This is a genomic window from Pseudomonas sp. REB1044 (genome assembly GCF_038813925.1).
Lineage (GTDB): Bacteria > Pseudomonadota > Gammaproteobacteria > Pseudomonadales > Pseudomonadaceae > Aquipseudomonas > Aquipseudomonas boreofloridensis.
Window position 1 is genome coordinate 2,604,442 of sequence record NZ_CP046139.1, and the last position, 16,040, is coordinate 2,620,481.

Sequence of the window (16,040 nt, forward strand, 5' to 3'; positions counted from 1 at the left end):
CCCCCCTATAGGGGGCGTCGCCCTTCCCCACTTCCTGCAACATCACTACGCCCACACGACCTAACGCGTCCCCGGCACCAAATCAAGAATCTCGTCGATCCCCAGGCACCGCGGTTCCACTTCCAGCGTCCGCCCATGTTCGAGAATCCCTGCCGCCACATCACGCATGGCCATGTAGGCACTGCGCAGCATGTGGTTGGCGTAGATCACCGCGTTGAAGCCGGCCTCCTCCAGTTGGTCGAAGCTCAAGTGCGCGTAGCTGGTGGGCACACAAATCAGCGGTACTCGCGGGCACTGGCGGCGGAACAGCCGGGCGAACTCGAGGACCTCCAGGCCGTCCTGCTTGCGGCTGTGAATCATGATGCCGTCGGCGCCGGCCGCGACATAGGCGAGGCTGCGCTCGATGGCGTCGTCCATGCCCTTGTCGAGGATCAGACTTTCACAACGGGCGATGATCAGTAGATCCTCGTGGCTGCGATTGGCGCAGCCTACGCGGATCTTTTCGCAGAACTCGTCGATGGAGTCCTGCGACTGGCTCACCGCGTTGCCGAACAGCGAGTTCTTCTTCAATCCGCACTTGTCCTCGATCACCACCGCCGATACCCCGGCCCGATCCAGCATCTTCACGTGGATGGCGAAATGCTCGGCCTTGCCCCCGGTATCGCCGTCGAAAATCATCGGCAGCGAGCACACATCGAAAATTTCGCGGATACCGTGCAAGCGGTTGCTCGGCGAGAGGATCTCGATGTCCGGCAGGCCTTTGTGGGTCGAGTCGGTGAGGGAGCTGGACCAGATGGCGTCGTAGACCAGACTCGGTCCGCTGCCCTGCTCCAGCCTGGATTGTTCTGCCAGCAAGGCGGAGATGGGGCTGTGGGCCTCGAGCACACGAAGGCAGCGCTTGCGGCGCAGCAGCTGGCTCAGGAGGGTTCGGCGATTATCAGCTTCCTGCATGGGATTCACACGCCTCTTGTGGTTGGGGAACACCGGCTTCGCTCAGGGGTGGGTCATGTCCAGGGCCACCACGTAGCGGTCGAAATCCGCCGCACAGACATAGCCCAACTGCTGGGCCACTTCCCGCAGCGACTTGCCCTCGTGATGAGCGGTCTTGGCGATGATCGCGGCCTTGTCATAGCCGATGTGCCGGTTGAGGGCGGTCACCAGCATCAGGTTCTTCTCGATGTTGGTCTCGATGCGCGCGCGGTTCGGCTCGATGCCTACCGCGCAGTGGTCGTTGAAAGCCCGGCATGACTCGGCCAGCAAGGTGATGCTTTCCAACACGTTGTGCACCATCACCGGCTTGTAGACGTTGAGCTGGAAATTGCCCTGACTGCCGGCGAAGGCCACGGTGGCATCGTTGCCGAACACTTGCGTGCAGACCATGGTCAACGCCTCGCACTGGGTCGGATTGACCTTGCCCGGCATGATCGAGGAGCCCGGCTCGTTCTCCGGAATGTCGATTTCGCCGATGCCGCAGCGCGGCCCACTGGCCAGCCAGCGTACATCGTTGGCGATCTTCATCAGGGCCATGGCCAAGGTGCGGATCGCCGCCGAGGTATTGACCAAGGCATCGTGGGCTGACAAAGCGAAAAACTTGTTGGCACAGGACCTGAAGGGGTAGCCGGTGAGCTCGGCGATGGCCTGGGCGCATTCCTCGCCGAACTGCGGATGAGCGTTGAGCCCGGTCCCCACTGCCGTGCCGCCGATGGCCAGATCGTAGAGTCCGGTGAGGTTGCGCTCGATGGCCGCCAAGGCATGGTCGATCTGCTCGACCCAACCACCGATCTCCTGGCCAGGGTGATGGGGGTGGCGTCCTGCAAGTGAGTGCGCCCGACCTTGACCACATACCGATACTGCTCGGCCTTCTCGGACAGCGTGTCGCGCAGCACCGACACACCCGGCAGCAGGGTTTCGAAGACCTCCGTCACCACCACCATGTACATCGCCGTGGGGAAGGTGTCGTTGGACGATTGGCCACGGTTGACGTGGTCGTTGGGGTGGATCGGCTGCTTGCTGCCCAGCTCGCCGCCGAGCAGCTCGATGGCCCGGTTGGCGATCACTTCGTTGGCGTTCATGTTGGACTGGGTGCCGGAGCCGGTCTGAAACACTACCAATGGGAAATGCTCGTCCAATCGTCCGCTGATGACTTCATCGGCCGCCTGGACGATGGGCAGCGCAATGGCCTGCGGCAGCTCGCCAAGCTTGAGATTGGCCAGGGCTGCGGCCTTCTTCAGGATGCCCAGGCTGCGGATCATCGGTGCGCTCCACTGGAAGCGTGCACGGCCAATGGGGAAGTTGTGGATGGAGCGCTCGGTCTGGGCTCCCCAGTACCTGTTGGACGGTACCGAAATGGAACCCATGGAATCGGATTCGACGCGCATGTGGGTAGTACTCCAATAGATGATTGAGGGTCAGGCGCCCTGCTCGGCCGGCGCTGTTTCCCTGAGTACGCTGGCCATCTTCTCCAGGTGCTGACAAGCACGCAGCACGTACTCATCGGACAGGGCTGCGATACGCCGGTAGTCGATCTGCTGGCCGATGGCCTGGGTGTACAGCTTCAAGGCCTCGGTGGCGTGGCGGAAATGCCGGGCTTCGACGGGGCCGCAGTGAACGCTGAGGAAACTGGCGATGCGGTTGGCCTCCCCGGCAGGGTAGCCGCGGCACTCGCGCAGCCAGTTCTTCCACAGCGGCGTCATCAGGTTGTACTCGCCGGTATTGAAGAGCTCGGTCAGGGCCATCATCTCCAAGGCCTCCACCAGGTTCGGAGCCAGCGGGCGCTTTTCGCCAACCCAAGTGGAGAACTCCTTGGTGATGGGGTTCAGGTACTTGTCCTGCAAGCGCCAGTTGTCCGAGCCGCAGATCGCCGAGGCCATGCGGTGGTAGAGCTTGGAATGATGGGGATGGCCATGCATCTCACCCAGGCCCACGTCTTCGACGATGATCTCGCCGCAGTGCCGGGCCGCCTCCAGTAGCTTGAGTTTGTTGTCTTCCCCAGACAGCTCCTCGCCGGCCTGCAGTAGCCGCACGATGATGCTGGACACCGCGTGGGCTGCGCCATCCGGGCTGCGCCAGCCACAGAAGAAGGTGCATAGCGAGTCCTCGGACCACGTGCGCGAGGTCAGGTGCTGGTAGGTCAAGCAGTAGCCGTCCAGCTTGTCGGGGTGGTTCTCAAAGCCCGTCAGCAGGGCCTCCACCAAGTTGCGGTCCTCGACGTCAACCAGAGCCTGGTGCACATAGCCGACGAACGCCTTGCGGGAACTCTCCATGTTGTTCTCTCCTGTCATTGTTTTTCACTTCACGGACAACAAGCTGCACGACACCGGCCCGGCCTTGGTGGCTCGGGAGCGGGCTCGGTCCCACTGGGAACAGGTTGGCGAAAATCGCTTCAGTCGATGACGATCATCGAAATGAACTGGGCGAAACGGCCCAGGCCTTCGATCAACTCCTCATAGTCCACGGCGTAGGAAATGCGGATGCAGTGGGGGTCACCGCAACCGGAGCCGGGTACCACGGCGATATGCGCCTCCGTCAGCATCAGATCCGCCAGGTGATCCACATCGCGCACCGGTTCGCCGTGGTAGTAACCGCCGAGCTTGGAGGAGACATCGATGTACAGGTAGAACGCGCCCTCCGGCGGCGCATAGCTCACCCCTTCCAGGCGGTCCAGAAAGGTACGTGCGGCGTGCAGTTGGCGCTGCAGGAACGGGTTGACCAGGTCGGCGAAGTGCGACGAATCGGCATTCAGGGTATTGAGCGCTGCGTATTGCGACAGGCTGCTCGGGTTGGAGGTGGTGTGCCCCTGCAGGTTGTGCATGGCCGCGATCACTGGCGCCGGGGCGCAGGCATAGCCGACGCGCCAGCCGGTCACCGCCTGGCTCTTGGAGAAGGAATCGATCAGCACCGTCTGCCCTTTCAAGGCCGGACACAGCGCCAGGATGTTGGAGTGCTCATGGCCTTCGCGTACCAAGCCGCGATAGCACTCATCGAACATCACCCACAGTTGTCGCTGCCGAGCCAACTGGGCGATGGCCAGTAGTTGCTCGCGTTCATAGACGGTGCCGGTGGGGTTGTTGGGGGTGTTGATGACGATCATCCGGGTGCGCTCGGTGAGCGCGCCACGCACCGCGTCCACCGTCAGTCGGTAGTGGTCGGCGCGGGTCTGTACGCACACCGGGGTGGCGCCGGCCAGACGGATCTGCGTGGGAAAGGTTTCCCAGTATGGCGTCGGCACTACGACTTCGTCGCCGGGGTTGAGCAGCACCATGCAGGCGTTATAGAGCGCCTGCTTAGCTCCAGCCGTGACCGCCACTTCATGAGCCGTGAACGTCACGCCTGTGCGCTGGCTGACCCGTTGTGCGAGCTTCTCGCGCAGGGCCGGCAGACCGATGGGCGGGGTGTAGCGGTTGCGCGCATTGGCGATGGCTTCGGTGGCCCCGGCGCGCATGTCTTCGCAGGCATCGAAGGACAATTCGCCGGCAGCGAAATTGATCACCTTGATGCCGCTCTCCTTCAAGGCGTTGGCTTTGCTGCGCATGCTCGAGGTGCCTGGAGCACTGAGGCCCAGCGCACGCTGGGACAAGGAAAAACGGCTGACCGTGGCTTCGCTGCTTGTCATTTTTGTACCTGCGAAATCAATCGGAAGACAGAGTGACCCAAGCTTGTACCCCTGCGACCCCGGCAACCTGAAAAGCGGGTCCAGGCTGGTCGTCTTACAGTCTGATGACAGCCGCAAAAAGCGCCAATACCGTTTGTGTCGTGATTGATACTGGAAAAACACACCCTGCAGCAGGCCCTACCACGCCAGCACCGAGCCTGCACTGCCGGTCTCAGCCTAAGACCGAGCGTCGTCGTCCAGGCCACGCTGCACGTACCAGGACAGCGGTAAAGTCAGCAGCAGGGTCGCGGCCAGGGCCATCACTGCCAAAGGAATTCCGGTGACGTCGCCAAGGCTGCCAAACATCATCGGGGCTAGTGCACCGCCGCCGATTGTGCCGGTGTAGAACAACGAGAATGCCTGCTCGCGCTTGCCCGCCCCCGCCAGGTCCGGCACCGCGCCATAGAGCACCGACGAGGTACCGTTCAGCGCCAACCCCAGCAGCGGCAGCATCACCATCAACCCCACATAGGGCAGGAATACCGCCAGCACGATCAGGCTGGCGGTGGTGAATTCGGTGATCCATACGGTTTTCATCATGCCGATGCGCGCCCCGAGGTAACCGCACAGCAGCTTGCCGAAAGCGCCACCGACGAACAGCAGGGTCAGTGCCAGGCCGATACCGGCGGTGCCAGCACCCTTGGTCTTGAGCAGGAACGGCAGGAACGTCAGGAAACCCATGCGTACCGCACTGTCGAGGGTGCCGGTGAGGATCAGTGCACGCAGGCCGCCGACCGAGCCCTGGCCCTTGACCGTCTTAGGCGCCTTTTGCTGCATGGCCAGGGTCACCGTGCGCGATGGAATCAGCCACCACAGCGCCAGCGCAGCGGCCAGCCCCAGAAGGCCGATCAGCGTCACGCTGGTACGCCAGCTGATCACGGTCAGCAGCAGCCCCACCAACCCAGGAATCAGGGTTTTGCCGATGTCTCCGGCGAAGTTGTACTGGGACAGCGCTTGCTTGACACCACCCCCAGCCTCGTGGGTGTCGGTGATGATCGAGGACGCCAGCGGGTGCTGGGTGCTGGCTCCCAGGCCACCCAGCAGCAGCGCCAAGAGCAGCACGCCTAGCCCTCCGGCCTGTCCCGCCAGCACGTATGCCAGCCCGGCCAGGGCAGTGCCGCCCACCAGCAGGCGCTCGCGCCCCCAACGCTTGGCGCCGCGGCTGGCCAGCAACTGGAAGCCGGCCATCATCCCTGAATAGGCACCGCGCAGCAGGCCGATCTGGGCGTAGCTCAAGGCGAACTGCGACTGCCAGATCGGCAGCAGCACATAGATCACGTCAGTCAGGCCGTCATGCACAGCGTGGGCACCGCACCCTGCCACCAGGGAACGGCGGCGCACCGACACATCGGCCGCGGGCAATGCCTCGGAGGAGGCAAGAGATTTCAGCTCATTCATGGTCAAGACAGACTGCAAAAGGGAAAGAAAGGGCCAATCACCCAGAGGATAGGCGAGCCGGGGTCTGCCAGAAGCCCCGTTGCCAGGGCCAGGCCGTAGCCATCAATGCAACAGCTGGGCACAGTCGCGCATGACTTGAGCCTTGTGCTGCAGGTATTCGGCGAATATGTGCCGCGCGGCCTGCGGATCGACTTGCACCTGCATGGCCTCGACGAACTCGTTGACCGCCGCCACCGCATGGGCGAAATGATTGCTCTCCGTGCCGCCGGTATGCACCGTGACCCAGGCCACGGTGGCGCGCGCTTTCTCAGCTGGCACTCCCATGTCGCGGACGAACCACTGTTTGTACAGTGGGTGGATGAACTCCACTTCGCCGTGGGTATAGACCTCGTGGATCAGTGTCGTCAGCAAGCCCTGCAGGAGGTCGCGATCACGTAGGCGGCGAAAATCCGTCCAGTCCTTGAAGTGCTGGGCCGAGGGCAGGCAGTTTTCCTTGAGCAGCCACTGGTCATCCCCGCAGATCGGCGTGGCCATGTTGTAGAACAGGTCAGAATGCAGGGTATTGCCCAGAGCGCCCAGGTCTTCATCGGTGATGCGCTGAAGGCTGCCGCAGGCCCGGTACAGGCCGTCGGCGGCTTGCGAGCCCTGATCGGAGCGGGCCAGCAAGGTGATGCGGTTGGCCAGCCCTGACACGCTGGTAGCGGAGTTGTTGGTCTTCGACCAACTGGCGAAGAACATGCGCAGCACCGCCGGCGGGTGGCGACGCGAGGTGAGCACCTCGAAGGCCTGCTCGATGTCCACCAGGGCGCCCTCTTCGCTCCAAAACGCTTCGAACAGCGCATGCTTCAAGACACCGGCCGGCATGTCGTTCAAAACGGGTTCGACGATCTTCAGCAACTGGCTCTGCCGGGTCAGTACGTTATTCATGGTCACCTCGCGCATTTATTGTTGGATGATGAATCTAGGGGTCGACGGTTCGGGGGGCGGGGTTTGCGGCACCAGCGGCTTCCAGCCGGTCCAGGCGATCAGCAGCGACAGCAGTTGGAACACCACGATCAGCACGACACAGCCCTGCCAGCCCCAACGGCTCCAGAGCAACGCCGGAACCACAGCACCGAAGCTGCCGCCCAGGTAATAGCAGGTCAGGTACAGGCCCACGGCGCCGGCCTTGTTGTGGCGGGCCGTGGCGGTGGTGAACGCGTTGGCGGCGGCCTGGGCCAGGAACACCCCAGTGGAACTCAAGGCCAGGCCCAGCACGATCAGCCATAACGACGGCAGCAGGGTCAGGGCCGAACCGCAGACCCCGAGCAGCGCAGCGATCACCAGCAACTCGGCCTGTGGCCGCGATTTGCTCAGGCGTCCGGCGATCGGTGTCACCACCAAGGCCACCAGAAACACACTGTAGATCGCACCCAGCGCAGCGGCGCCTAGTTCGAACGGCGCCTGACTCAGGTACAGACCGGCATAGGTAAACGTCGCCACTTGCGAGAACAGCACGCAGAAGCCCACGCCATAAGCCGCCAGCAAGGGGCGCCGGCACAGTTCGCGCAAGGCGCTGAGGCCTGCGGTGGCGCGGGGTGCTGCGAGGGGCGGATTGGCCGGCAGCAGCAGATGAATGGCCACCCCGATCAGCAGACTCAGGCCCGCGAGCAAGGCAAAGGCTTCGCGCCAGCCTACGTATTCGGTCATAAGTCCGGTGATGAAGCGTCCGGCGAAGCCGCCCAGCACGGTGCCGGCCACATACAGGCTGGTCACTTCGGTCACGCTACCACCTCGCCAACGGTCGCCGATGTAGGCCACGCTGGTGGCGAACACCACTGGAATTAGCACGCCCTCCAGCAGTCGCCAGACCAGCAGTTGGGAAAAGCTGCCGGCGTAGGCCGCCAAGCCAGCCGGCAACGCCAGCGCCAGCGCGGCCAGCACAATTACCTGGCGCTGATCGAAACGCTTGGTCAAACGGCTGACAAAGGGCGCAGTGACCGCCACCGCCAGGGTGGTGACGGTGATGCTCCAGCCGGCTTGCCGGACGCTCACGTGAAAACTCTGGGCCAATTCATGGAGAATGCCCTGGGTCGCATACAGGTTGAGAAATGCCGCACAGCCACACAGAAACAAGGCGAGGCGTGCACGCTGTTGACGCGAATTCATGCAACATCTCGTTTATGGCCAGCGGGCTTTATAAGATATGTCGACAGACCAGGACCAATACCGAATTCGGACCGATCAATACCTAGGGAACAGGATGCTCGATCTACGCAAGTTGCGTTACTTTCTGACAGTCGCCGAAGAGTTGCATTTTGGTCGTGCCGCACTGCGCCTGCACCTGGCGCAACCGCCGCTGACCCGGCAGATTTCGGCCATGGAGGCCGAACTGGGGTTCCGCTTGTTCGACCGCACCAGCCGCACCGTGACCCTTACCGCCCAGGGCCGGTCTTTCCTGCCGTACGCCCGGGCCGTGCTGGAGCAGGTGGAGCTGGCCCAGGTCATGGCCGACAAGCTGGCGGCAGGGCGTGCCGGGCAACTGGCCTTGGGCTACGCCAGTTCCATTGCACTCTCGGACCTGTTCAGCCAGGCACTTCAGGCCTTTGCCCAGCGCTTTGCGGACGTGCAATTGACCTTGGTGGAAGGTGCTTCGGTCAGCCAGTGGTCGCAGATCGCCGACGGACGCATCGACATCGGCATGAGCCGCATGCAGCCGCCGTGCGAGCGGAGCGACATCCAGTCACTTTCGTTGGGGGACGAACCGCTGGTGGCGGCGATCTCCAGCGACAGCCCGCTGGCCGCGCAGGCACAGGTGACGTTGGCCGAGCTCAGTGAGCATCCGCTGATTCTGTTTCCGGCCGACTACGGCTCAGGGCTCAACGAAGCCATCGAGCAACTCTACCGACGCGACCGCCTACCCGTGCGTCCAGGGCCCAGCGGCCGGCAAATCACCTCGATCATCGCCTTGGTCGCCGCCGGCCAGGGCGTTGCCCTGGTGCCACGCTGTGCCCAGGCCCTGGCGAAACAAGGCGTCACTTATCGCCCGCTCGCCGACCCCTCCGCCACCGCGCCGTTGCTGGTGCTGACGCGCAAGCAGGGCCGCAGCCAGCTGGTGGACGCCTTCATGGGCGTGCTCGACGAACTGCTGCAGGCTAGAGCCCCAGCAGTCGGGCTCTAGTCCGGGCCGTGGGGCGCTAAACAAGCTGGTGCCTGCTCAAAGCTGCAACGCTCGAATCGACGTGGTGATCGCGCGCGCACACTCCAGCACGGCCGGTGCCAGGCGCCGCTCGGCGTCCTCCACCGTCCAGCGGCTGGTGGGCGCTACCACGTGCACGGCTGCCACCGGAATACCGTCGCTGTTGCGCACTGGCGCCGCCAGCGCCATGTCCCGAGGAACAGCTCCTCACAGTTGGTGGCGAAACCATTTCTGCGGGCCTGCTCGATCCGCTCGAAGATCTGCTCAAGGGTGGTCAAGGTCTGGTGGGTGTGCTGGACAAGCTCGCAGCCCTTGAGGCGCTCGAGCATCTGCGCCTGGTCGAGCGCGCTCAGGTAAGCCCTGCCCGAGGCCGTGCAGTACATCGGGATGCGGCTGCCCAGCGGCAGATGGATAGGAATGAACTTCGGGCCCACGAAGCGCGCCACGTAGATCATGTCCTGCCCGACCGGTTCCGTGAGGTTGGTGGTTTCACCGGTGACCTGGGCCAACTCTGCGAGGAAGGGATTGGCGACATCCACCAGGGTGTTGGAGGCGAGGTAGTTGTAGCCGATCTCCATGATCTCGGCAGTGAGCTGGAATCGCTTGGTGACGGCGTTCTTTCTCACGGATGGCTACTCCGACGATCTATGGCCGGGTCTCAAGCAAACCGTGATCGCGGCCAACAGCTTCATCGTGTCTACCCCGCCGCTGCCCGAGGACATCGCCCAGCAGATTCTGCCGCAAGGCGAGGTCTGCTCGGATTCACGCAGGCTCCTGCTGTACTACAAGAAGGATGCGGCAGGACGTTCGCTGCTTGGCGGGCGCGGGCCTTTCTCAGAACCGAAATCCCAGAACGATTTCAACCCGCTCAAGCGTGCGGCGATCTCTGTGTTCCCTCAGCTCCAGGGCGTTGGGTTCGAGCATCACTGGAGTGGAAGGGTGGGCCTAACCCGGGACTTCCTCCCGCACGTGCATGAACCCGAGCCAGGTTTGAGCATTCTGCTGGGTTACAACGGCCGAGGGATCGCCATGTCCACCACGCTGGCCAAGCACCTGTCGCAACGCATTCTCGGCACGACCCAGGCTTTACCGTTTCCCATTACCCGCGTGGATCCGATCCCCTTCCACAGCCTCCAGCGTTTGTACCTGGGCGCGGGGATAGCCTGGTATCGGATGCTGGATGCCATCGCTTGATGAGGCGGGCATCCGTGTGGCGGTGAAAAGCAGGGCGTGCTCGGGCGTTGCCTGTATCGCGTCCGGGGCGATCCCGAGCGCGCACTGAAACCCGATCTGCCGTGCGCAGGGTTAGAAATCCACTTTGCCCCGACCCGCCTTGACGGTACTGCGTCTGGCCTTGCCATCCAGGCGACGGGTCTTGGAACCCAGCGTCGGCTTGGTGGGGCGGCGTTTCTTCTCGGTCTTGCCCGCAGACACGATCAGCTCGGCAAGACGCGTCAATGCATCCGCACGGTTCTGCTCTTGGGTTCGGTACTGCTGGGCCTTGATGATCAACACGCCATCGGCGGTGATGCGACTGTCACGCAGTGCAAGCAGGCGCCCTTTGTAGAATTCGGGCAAGGACGAGGCGCGGATGTCGAAACGCAGGTGTACAGCACTGGACACCTTGTTGACGTTCTGCCCACCGGCGCCTTGTGCACGAATATAAGTGAGTTCGATGTCGGCATCTGACAGATGCACGGTATTCGAAATGGTCAACATCGCTGAGTCCTCGTGATTGCCACCTTATCGGGTATGTCAGAAATTTTGTGTTCGGGCATAACATGAGCAAGAGGTGCATGTATGCCAACCAAGAAGAAACCCCTGCGTGACCTACCAAAAATCCCCAAGGAGCTGCTTGAGCAGTTCGGTGAGGGCCTGATGACTGCGGAGGCTATCGAAGATGCCTCTGCGGCATTCAAGAAGGCGCTGATCGAACGGGCCTTGAACGCCGAGCTCAGTCACCATCTGGGGTATCTGCCGGGCGCGCAGCGTCCAGAGGATGAAACCAATCAGCGCAATGGCAGGACTGGCAAGACGGTTCTGACTGGAGAGGGGCCGCTGCGGCTGGATATCCCCCGTGATCGAGACGGTAGTTTTGCGCCCATCCTGATTCCCAAACATGAGCGCCGTTACACCGGCTTCGATGACAAGATCATCGCCATGTATGCCCGAGGCATGACCGTTCGGGAAATTCGCGCATTCATCTCTGAACAGTACGGAACGGATGTTTCGCACGACTTCATCAGTTCGGTCACGGCCGAGGTGATGGAGGAAATCGGCGCGTGGCAACAGCGGCCGCTGGAGCCGATGTACCCGGTCATTTTCTTTGATGCGCTGCGAGTCAAGATTCGCGAAGAAGGGCTTGTGCGCAACAAAGCGATTTACTTGGCGCTGGGCGTTCTACCCGATGGGACGCGCGATATTCTCGGGATCTGGATCGAAAATACCGAAGGTGCGAAGTTCTGGATGAAGGTCTTCAATGACCTTAAGACGCGCGGCGTTGAGGATGTGCTGATCGCCGTCACCGACGGCCTCAAAGGGATGCCAGATGCGCTAAGCGCCGTGTTTCCGGCCACCACGCTGCAAACATGCATCGTCCACTTGATCCGCAACAGTCTCGATTATGCAGCGTGGGATAAGCGTCGTGATCTGGCCAAAGCGCTCAAGCCGATCTATCAGGCCATCAACGCCGAGGCGGCTGAGCAGGCACTGGATGCCTTTGAAAACGGCCCTTGGGGCAAACAGTACCCAACGGTAGTTGCGGCATGGAGAAGAGCCTGGGATCGAGTGATTCCATTCTTTGTCTTCCCGTCGGGCATTCGAAAAGTGATCTATACGACCAACGCGATCGAAAGCATCAACGCCCAGCTACGCAAGATCATCAAAACGCGTGGTCACTTCCCAACGGATGAGGCCGCCACCAAGCTGATCTGGCTGGGGCTGCGGAACATCACGGCAAACTGGGGCTCAGCGGCCCATGATTGGAAGAATGCGATGAATCAATTCGCGATGCTGTACGGAGATCGATTTATCAGGCCGACCTGGTAAAAGCATGGCCAGCCTGACGGCAGGCCGTTATCGGCCCGCACACAAAAAATCTGACACTCTCCGATTTCAGGGTCAGCTCGATCTTTCCAAAGTCTTTTAAATAATTGTGATCCCTCTCTGAAGATTCTTCCAGGATGGAAGTAAGCCAGGCATTGAAGTTATCGCTTGAGGACGAGGTAGGCCCTCTTAATATATGCCCGAGTGCGACTTTTAATCTCGATTTCTCAAGATTTTTCTTAGGGAGTGTTTTTGATAGTAGATTAAAAACATAATTAATTCTATTTTCAATTGGCATCTCGCGAGCCATATTTAAGTTTTCAAATATAACTGCGGTCGTTTTTTGCGGGAAGATATCTTTAGCAAAATTAACCGATACCTGTGCAACATCCGGTCCATGGGTAACAGGAAGATTCCCCACTGCGACACCTTCCTGCGCCAACCACGGTTGTCTACCCGCCAACTCACGCCTAAGCGTGTCCTTGCAGACTGCTTGTCCCCCCGGTAGATAATCCCAGGCCCAGGTCTGAACCGCCGAGGATTCGTCCAATCCTGAGAAACGGTGCTCTTCCAAGGGTACATAGGCAGCGTTGGCGGCCTTGCGCCATGCGGTTCGCCATGCCCGTTGCAGGCCGTCAAGGTGCGAGAGGCTCTGACTACCATCCTTATGCGTGCGTTCGACCTTTCTGCCATCGGCGCTGTAGATTGATGAGACATCCTCATCGGCCACCTGCTTCGCGGTCTTGCCCGTGCTGCCAGAAGCCAGCACATAGCCGGTTTCTCGAGTTACCCGCCCTGACGCATCGCGCTCCCAATGCGTCTCCACGCCATTCTCGATTTTTTCCAGTGCGCGCCGGCTGTGGCGTGAGCGAACTTCCTTACTCACTCGGGCCGTGCCTGCTGCGGTGGTTGCATTGGCGGTCACCTGAATGCCGGGCCGCGTGGGATTGTCGACAAACTCCTGAGCGTTGGTTAGCGTCAGGCGCTGGTTGTGAGCACACGTGGTCTGTTTTTGGGTGATCGACCAATCGAAAACCTTGCTGTCTCCGCTCGCCGTCACTCTCATGGTCAGTTGCGAGACGGACGTGCTGATCTGATGCCACAGCGCATGTTCGCCGGTCAGCTTCCACGTGGCACTTTTGTCGAGCGTATCGTCGGTCAGCGTGCCACGCACCCCTTCCACCAACACCACCTCGGCCAACTCCAGGTAATCGCGGTCAGCGCGGTTGACTTTCCGGTAGCCGTAGAGCTTCAGTCCCTGAGGATTCCCATAGCCGTCACATTGATACTCGGCCATCAATGGCGCACTGGCGTATTCCGGTACGAACGGACATGCCAGCTTCGGTAGCCCGCCCAGGCCTTCCACGCCGCTCAGCACAATTTGATTTTGCGTCTCGTCCCCGTAATAGCAGTAGTGGATGGAGTGCGAGCCTTTGACCCGCAGGCGCAGGGGATTGCCTTGAGCGTTGGTCACGATGGTGGTGGCGTCTACGGTTTTGCCCAGACGTGCGCGCTGGGTTTTTGGAGACAGGCTCAGCAGGTGCTTGATTTCGCTCGCCAGCTTTTTGCGATTCCTGGTCGAATACCGCCATAACAATTGCAACACCGCCGTCTTGCGTTCCACCGGTGCAGATTTTGCGGTCACCTCGATCTGGCTACCGTTTATCCTGAGCAGCATTCGCTCGATGATCTCAACCAACTCATCCCCCCACCCGGTATAGCGAAAGGTGGTCTTGGTGTGCGGATCACCCAGTGAAAACTCCAACCAATGGGACTGCGCAGAGCCCGCGCCCTGTAACAGCGGCGTGCGGTTTCCTTCCTCATCAAGGCCAAAAGCATGCAACTCATGGGTCACGGCGGCGTGGGGACCGCTTTGCACGGCGGCAATGAAAACTTGGTCATCCGGGTGCTGGTAGCTACCGGTATAGGTGTAGCGACCGATATGGTTCTGCTGACCCGCGCCCGGCAGCAGCGCATGCAAGGCCACGCGCGGCAAGGCAGGCGAGCTTTTCAATTTGGCATCCTGCTTGACGTACTGCACGCACTCTACCGACCCGTCCTGTTCCTGCAGGCGGCACAGCACGCGGTCCAGGGTCGGGTCGTCGTCGTAGCCGCATTCCACCTGCTGTAACACGGCCCCCTTTTGCACGCGCTTGAGCGTGCGCAGCAGGTAGTGTTCGAGCCTGAGCTCGATCTCGAACGCTTCCGGGCTCCCAGACCACAGCTGCATCTTCACCTGGCTGCCCGCCTTGGCCTCAGGACTGAGGTACTGCGCACTGAACAGCGCGGACTCGCCGCTCTTGATGCTCATCAGCAGGAATTGGCCGTTCTGGCGCTTCCACTGTAGATCCAGCGCTTCGCCATATTGCGAGACGATGCGTGAAGGCAATAGCTGCACGAACGGCCGTTCGTACAGGGCGATACGCCTGTTCAGCTCGTGGGTGTTGGCGTGCTCGGACCATGCGCTCAGGGCTTCGGTGTAATCGATGACCGTTGCACCTCTATACACATCCGGGGCCAGCGCCATCAGTACCCACTGTGTCCAGTGACTGGGGAATTTCGGGAAGTCAGGCTTGCTTAATGAGGTGGTCACCCCGGCACCCTACGAGGCGTACGCTTTCGTAGGGTGTTTTTACTTCGGAGACCGTCATCATGAGCAACGTGACCCTGATCGGCATCGACATCGGCAAACATACCTTCCACCTACACGCCCAGGAAAAGTCCGGCAAAGAAGTGTTGCGCAAGAAATGTTCAAGGCCGCAGATGATGCGGTTTCTGGCCAATCATCCCCCTTGCACGGTAGTGATGGAGGCCTGTGCCGGCTCACACTGCCTGGCGCGAGAAATCAAAGCGATAGGGCATGAAGCAAAGCTGATTTCACCTCAGTTCGTTAAGCCTTTCGTCAAGGGCAACAAGAATGACTTTGTCGATGCGCAAGCCATCTGTGAAGCCGCTTCCCGACCTTCCATGCGCTTTGTGACGCCAAAATCGCCTGAGCAGCAGACGCTCTCTGTTTCTCATCGGATGCGTGAATCACTGATTCGCGACCGGACCAAAACGGTGAACCAGATGCATGGTTTCCTGCTCGAGTTCGGCGTCAGCCTGCCAACGGGACTGGCGGTGATCAAACGCCTCGCTTCAGTGCTTGAAGAGCACGACCTGCCTGTACGCCTCGTCGCACTGCTGCAGCGCCTGCATGATCACTTCGTCTACCTGACCGAGCAGATCAAGCTGCTGGATGAAGAGCTGGCAAGCCAGCTGGCTGACGATGATCTGGGTAGTCGCTTGCTGACTATTCCGTGTGTCGGGCAGATCACCGCCAGCCTGCTGGCCGTAGAAATGGGAGATGCTCGGCAGTACGGCAGCAGTCGTGATTTTGCAGCATCCGTAGGCTTGGTCCCCAGGCAATACAGCACCGGCGGCAAGCCGACTTTGCTGGGAATCAGCAAACGTGGCGACAAGAACCTTCGGCATTTGCTGGTGCTCTGCGCCCGTGTCTACATGCTTCGTTTGAAGTACCAGAGTGGCCCATTGGCCGACTGGGTACGTACGCTATCAACACGACGCCACTCCAACGTGGTGGCCTGCGCGTTGGCCAACAAACTGGCACGCATCGCGTGGGCCATTGCCACTCGACACTCGCAATATGAAACGGAGCCAGGCGCGCTGAACGCCTGACCCCGTTGTGCTGCACCGAGTTTTACCATCAGGTTTTGCGATAGCTGAACAACGGATGAAATAAACGGCCGATCGGCCTGGCGATGATCC

General features: G+C 61.0%; 14 protein-coding genes and 1 pseudogene. 4 read left to right on the plus strand and 11 right to left on the minus strand.

What is annotated here, in order from left to right:
• Positions 1-60: 60 nt before the first annotated feature.
• The 7 genes and pseudogenes from aepX to GKC70_RS11865 form a co-directional block, all read right to left on the minus strand.
• Positions 61-951 carry a phosphoenolpyruvate mutase gene (aepX, locus tag GKC70_RS11835; RefSeq protein WP_342651444.1) on the minus strand — a complete coding sequence of 297 codons (891 nt, stop codon included), beginning with the start codon at positions 949-951 and terminating at the stop codon, positions 61-63.
• A 42-nt stretch (positions 952-993) separates the two neighbouring features.
• A pseudogene (fumC, locus tag GKC70_RS11840) lies at positions 994-2,378 on the minus strand (class II fumarate hydratase).
• A gap of 30 nt (positions 2,379-2,408) precedes the next feature.
• Positions 2,409-3,263: a hypothetical protein gene (locus tag GKC70_RS11845; protein ID WP_342651445.1), complete on the minus strand. Its 855-nt coding sequence runs from the start codon at positions 3,261-3,263 to the stop codon at positions 2,409-2,411.
• Positions 3,264-3,382: 119 nt separating this feature from the next.
• On the minus strand, positions 3,383-4,612 hold the full coding sequence (locus GKC70_RS11850) for a pyridoxal phosphate-dependent aminotransferase (RefSeq protein WP_342651446.1): 1,230 nt from the start codon (positions 4,610-4,612) through the stop codon (positions 3,383-3,385).
• Positions 4,613-4,828: 216 nt separating this feature from the next.
• Positions 4,829-6,049: an MFS transporter gene (locus GKC70_RS11855; RefSeq protein ID WP_342651447.1), complete on the minus strand. Its 1,221-nt coding sequence runs from the start codon at positions 6,047-6,049 to the stop codon at positions 4,829-4,831.
• Positions 6,050-6,151: 102 nt separating this feature from the next.
• Positions 6,152-6,976 carry a hypothetical protein gene (locus tag GKC70_RS11860; protein WP_342651448.1) on the minus strand — a complete coding sequence of 275 codons (825 nt, stop codon included), beginning with the start codon at positions 6,974-6,976 and terminating at the stop codon, positions 6,152-6,154.
• Between the two features lie 15 nt (positions 6,977-6,991).
• A complete protein-coding gene (locus GKC70_RS11865; protein WP_342651449.1) occupies positions 6,992-8,197 on the minus strand; it encodes an MFS transporter in 1,206 nt (401 codons plus the stop codon).
• A 94-nt stretch (positions 8,198-8,291) separates the two neighbouring features.
• Here GKC70_RS11865 and GKC70_RS11870 point away from each other — a divergent pair, with 94 nt between their 5' ends.
• A complete protein-coding gene (locus GKC70_RS11870) occupies positions 8,292-9,209 on the plus strand; it encodes a LysR family transcriptional regulator (protein ID WP_342651450.1) in 918 nt (305 codons plus the stop codon).
• Between the two features lie 36 nt (positions 9,210-9,245).
• Here GKC70_RS11870 and GKC70_RS11875 read toward each other — a convergent pair whose 3' ends face one another.
• Positions 9,246-9,365: a hypothetical protein gene (locus GKC70_RS11875; protein ID WP_342651451.1), complete on the minus strand. Its 120-nt coding sequence runs from the start codon at positions 9,363-9,365 to the stop codon at positions 9,246-9,248.
• Entirely contained in the window at positions 9,353-9,853 is a 501-nt protein-coding gene (locus tag GKC70_RS11880) for an IclR family transcriptional regulator (protein ID WP_342651452.1), read from the minus strand. The genes GKC70_RS11875 and GKC70_RS11880 overlap by 13 nt, the downstream gene beginning before the upstream one ends.
• Between GKC70_RS11880 and GKC70_RS11885 the strand changes: the two genes are divergently transcribed.
• The gene (locus tag GKC70_RS11885; RefSeq protein ID WP_342651453.1) at positions 9,834-10,421 is read left to right on the plus strand and encodes an FAD-binding oxidoreductase; all 588 of its coding nucleotides are present in this window, start codon (positions 9,834-9,836) and stop codon (positions 10,419-10,421) included. The two genes, GKC70_RS11880 and GKC70_RS11885, sit on opposite strands and share 20 nt — an antisense overlap.
• A 111-nt stretch (positions 10,422-10,532) precedes the next feature.
• Here GKC70_RS11885 and arfB read toward each other — a convergent pair whose 3' ends face one another.
• Positions 10,533-10,946, minus strand: coding sequence for an alternative ribosome rescue aminoacyl-tRNA hydrolase ArfB (gene arfB, locus GKC70_RS11890; RefSeq protein WP_342648732.1), 414 nt, complete (start codon positions 10,944-10,946; stop codon positions 10,533-10,535).
• Between the two features lie 81 nt (positions 10,947-11,027).
• On the opposite strand from arfB, the gene GKC70_RS11895 reads away from it, so the two are divergent.
• Positions 11,028-12,275, plus strand: a complete 1,248-nt coding sequence (locus GKC70_RS11895) for an IS256 family transposase (RefSeq protein ID WP_342648733.1) — start codon at positions 11,028-11,030, stop codon at positions 12,273-12,275.
• On the opposite strand, the gene GKC70_RS11900 is transcribed toward GKC70_RS11895, so the two are convergent.
• Positions 12,259-14,865, minus strand: coding sequence for a hypothetical protein (locus GKC70_RS11900; RefSeq protein ID WP_342648734.1), 2,607 nt, complete (start codon positions 14,863-14,865; stop codon positions 12,259-12,261). The genes GKC70_RS11895 and GKC70_RS11900 overlap by 17 nt on opposite strands.
• Positions 14,866-14,924: 59 nt before the next feature.
• Between GKC70_RS11900 and GKC70_RS11905 the strand changes: the two genes are divergently transcribed.
• On the plus strand, positions 14,925-15,950 hold the full coding sequence (locus GKC70_RS11905; protein WP_342648735.1) for an IS110 family transposase: 1,026 nt from the start codon (positions 14,925-14,927) through the stop codon (positions 15,948-15,950).
• The last annotated feature ends 90 nt before the right edge of the window (positions 15,951-16,040 follow it).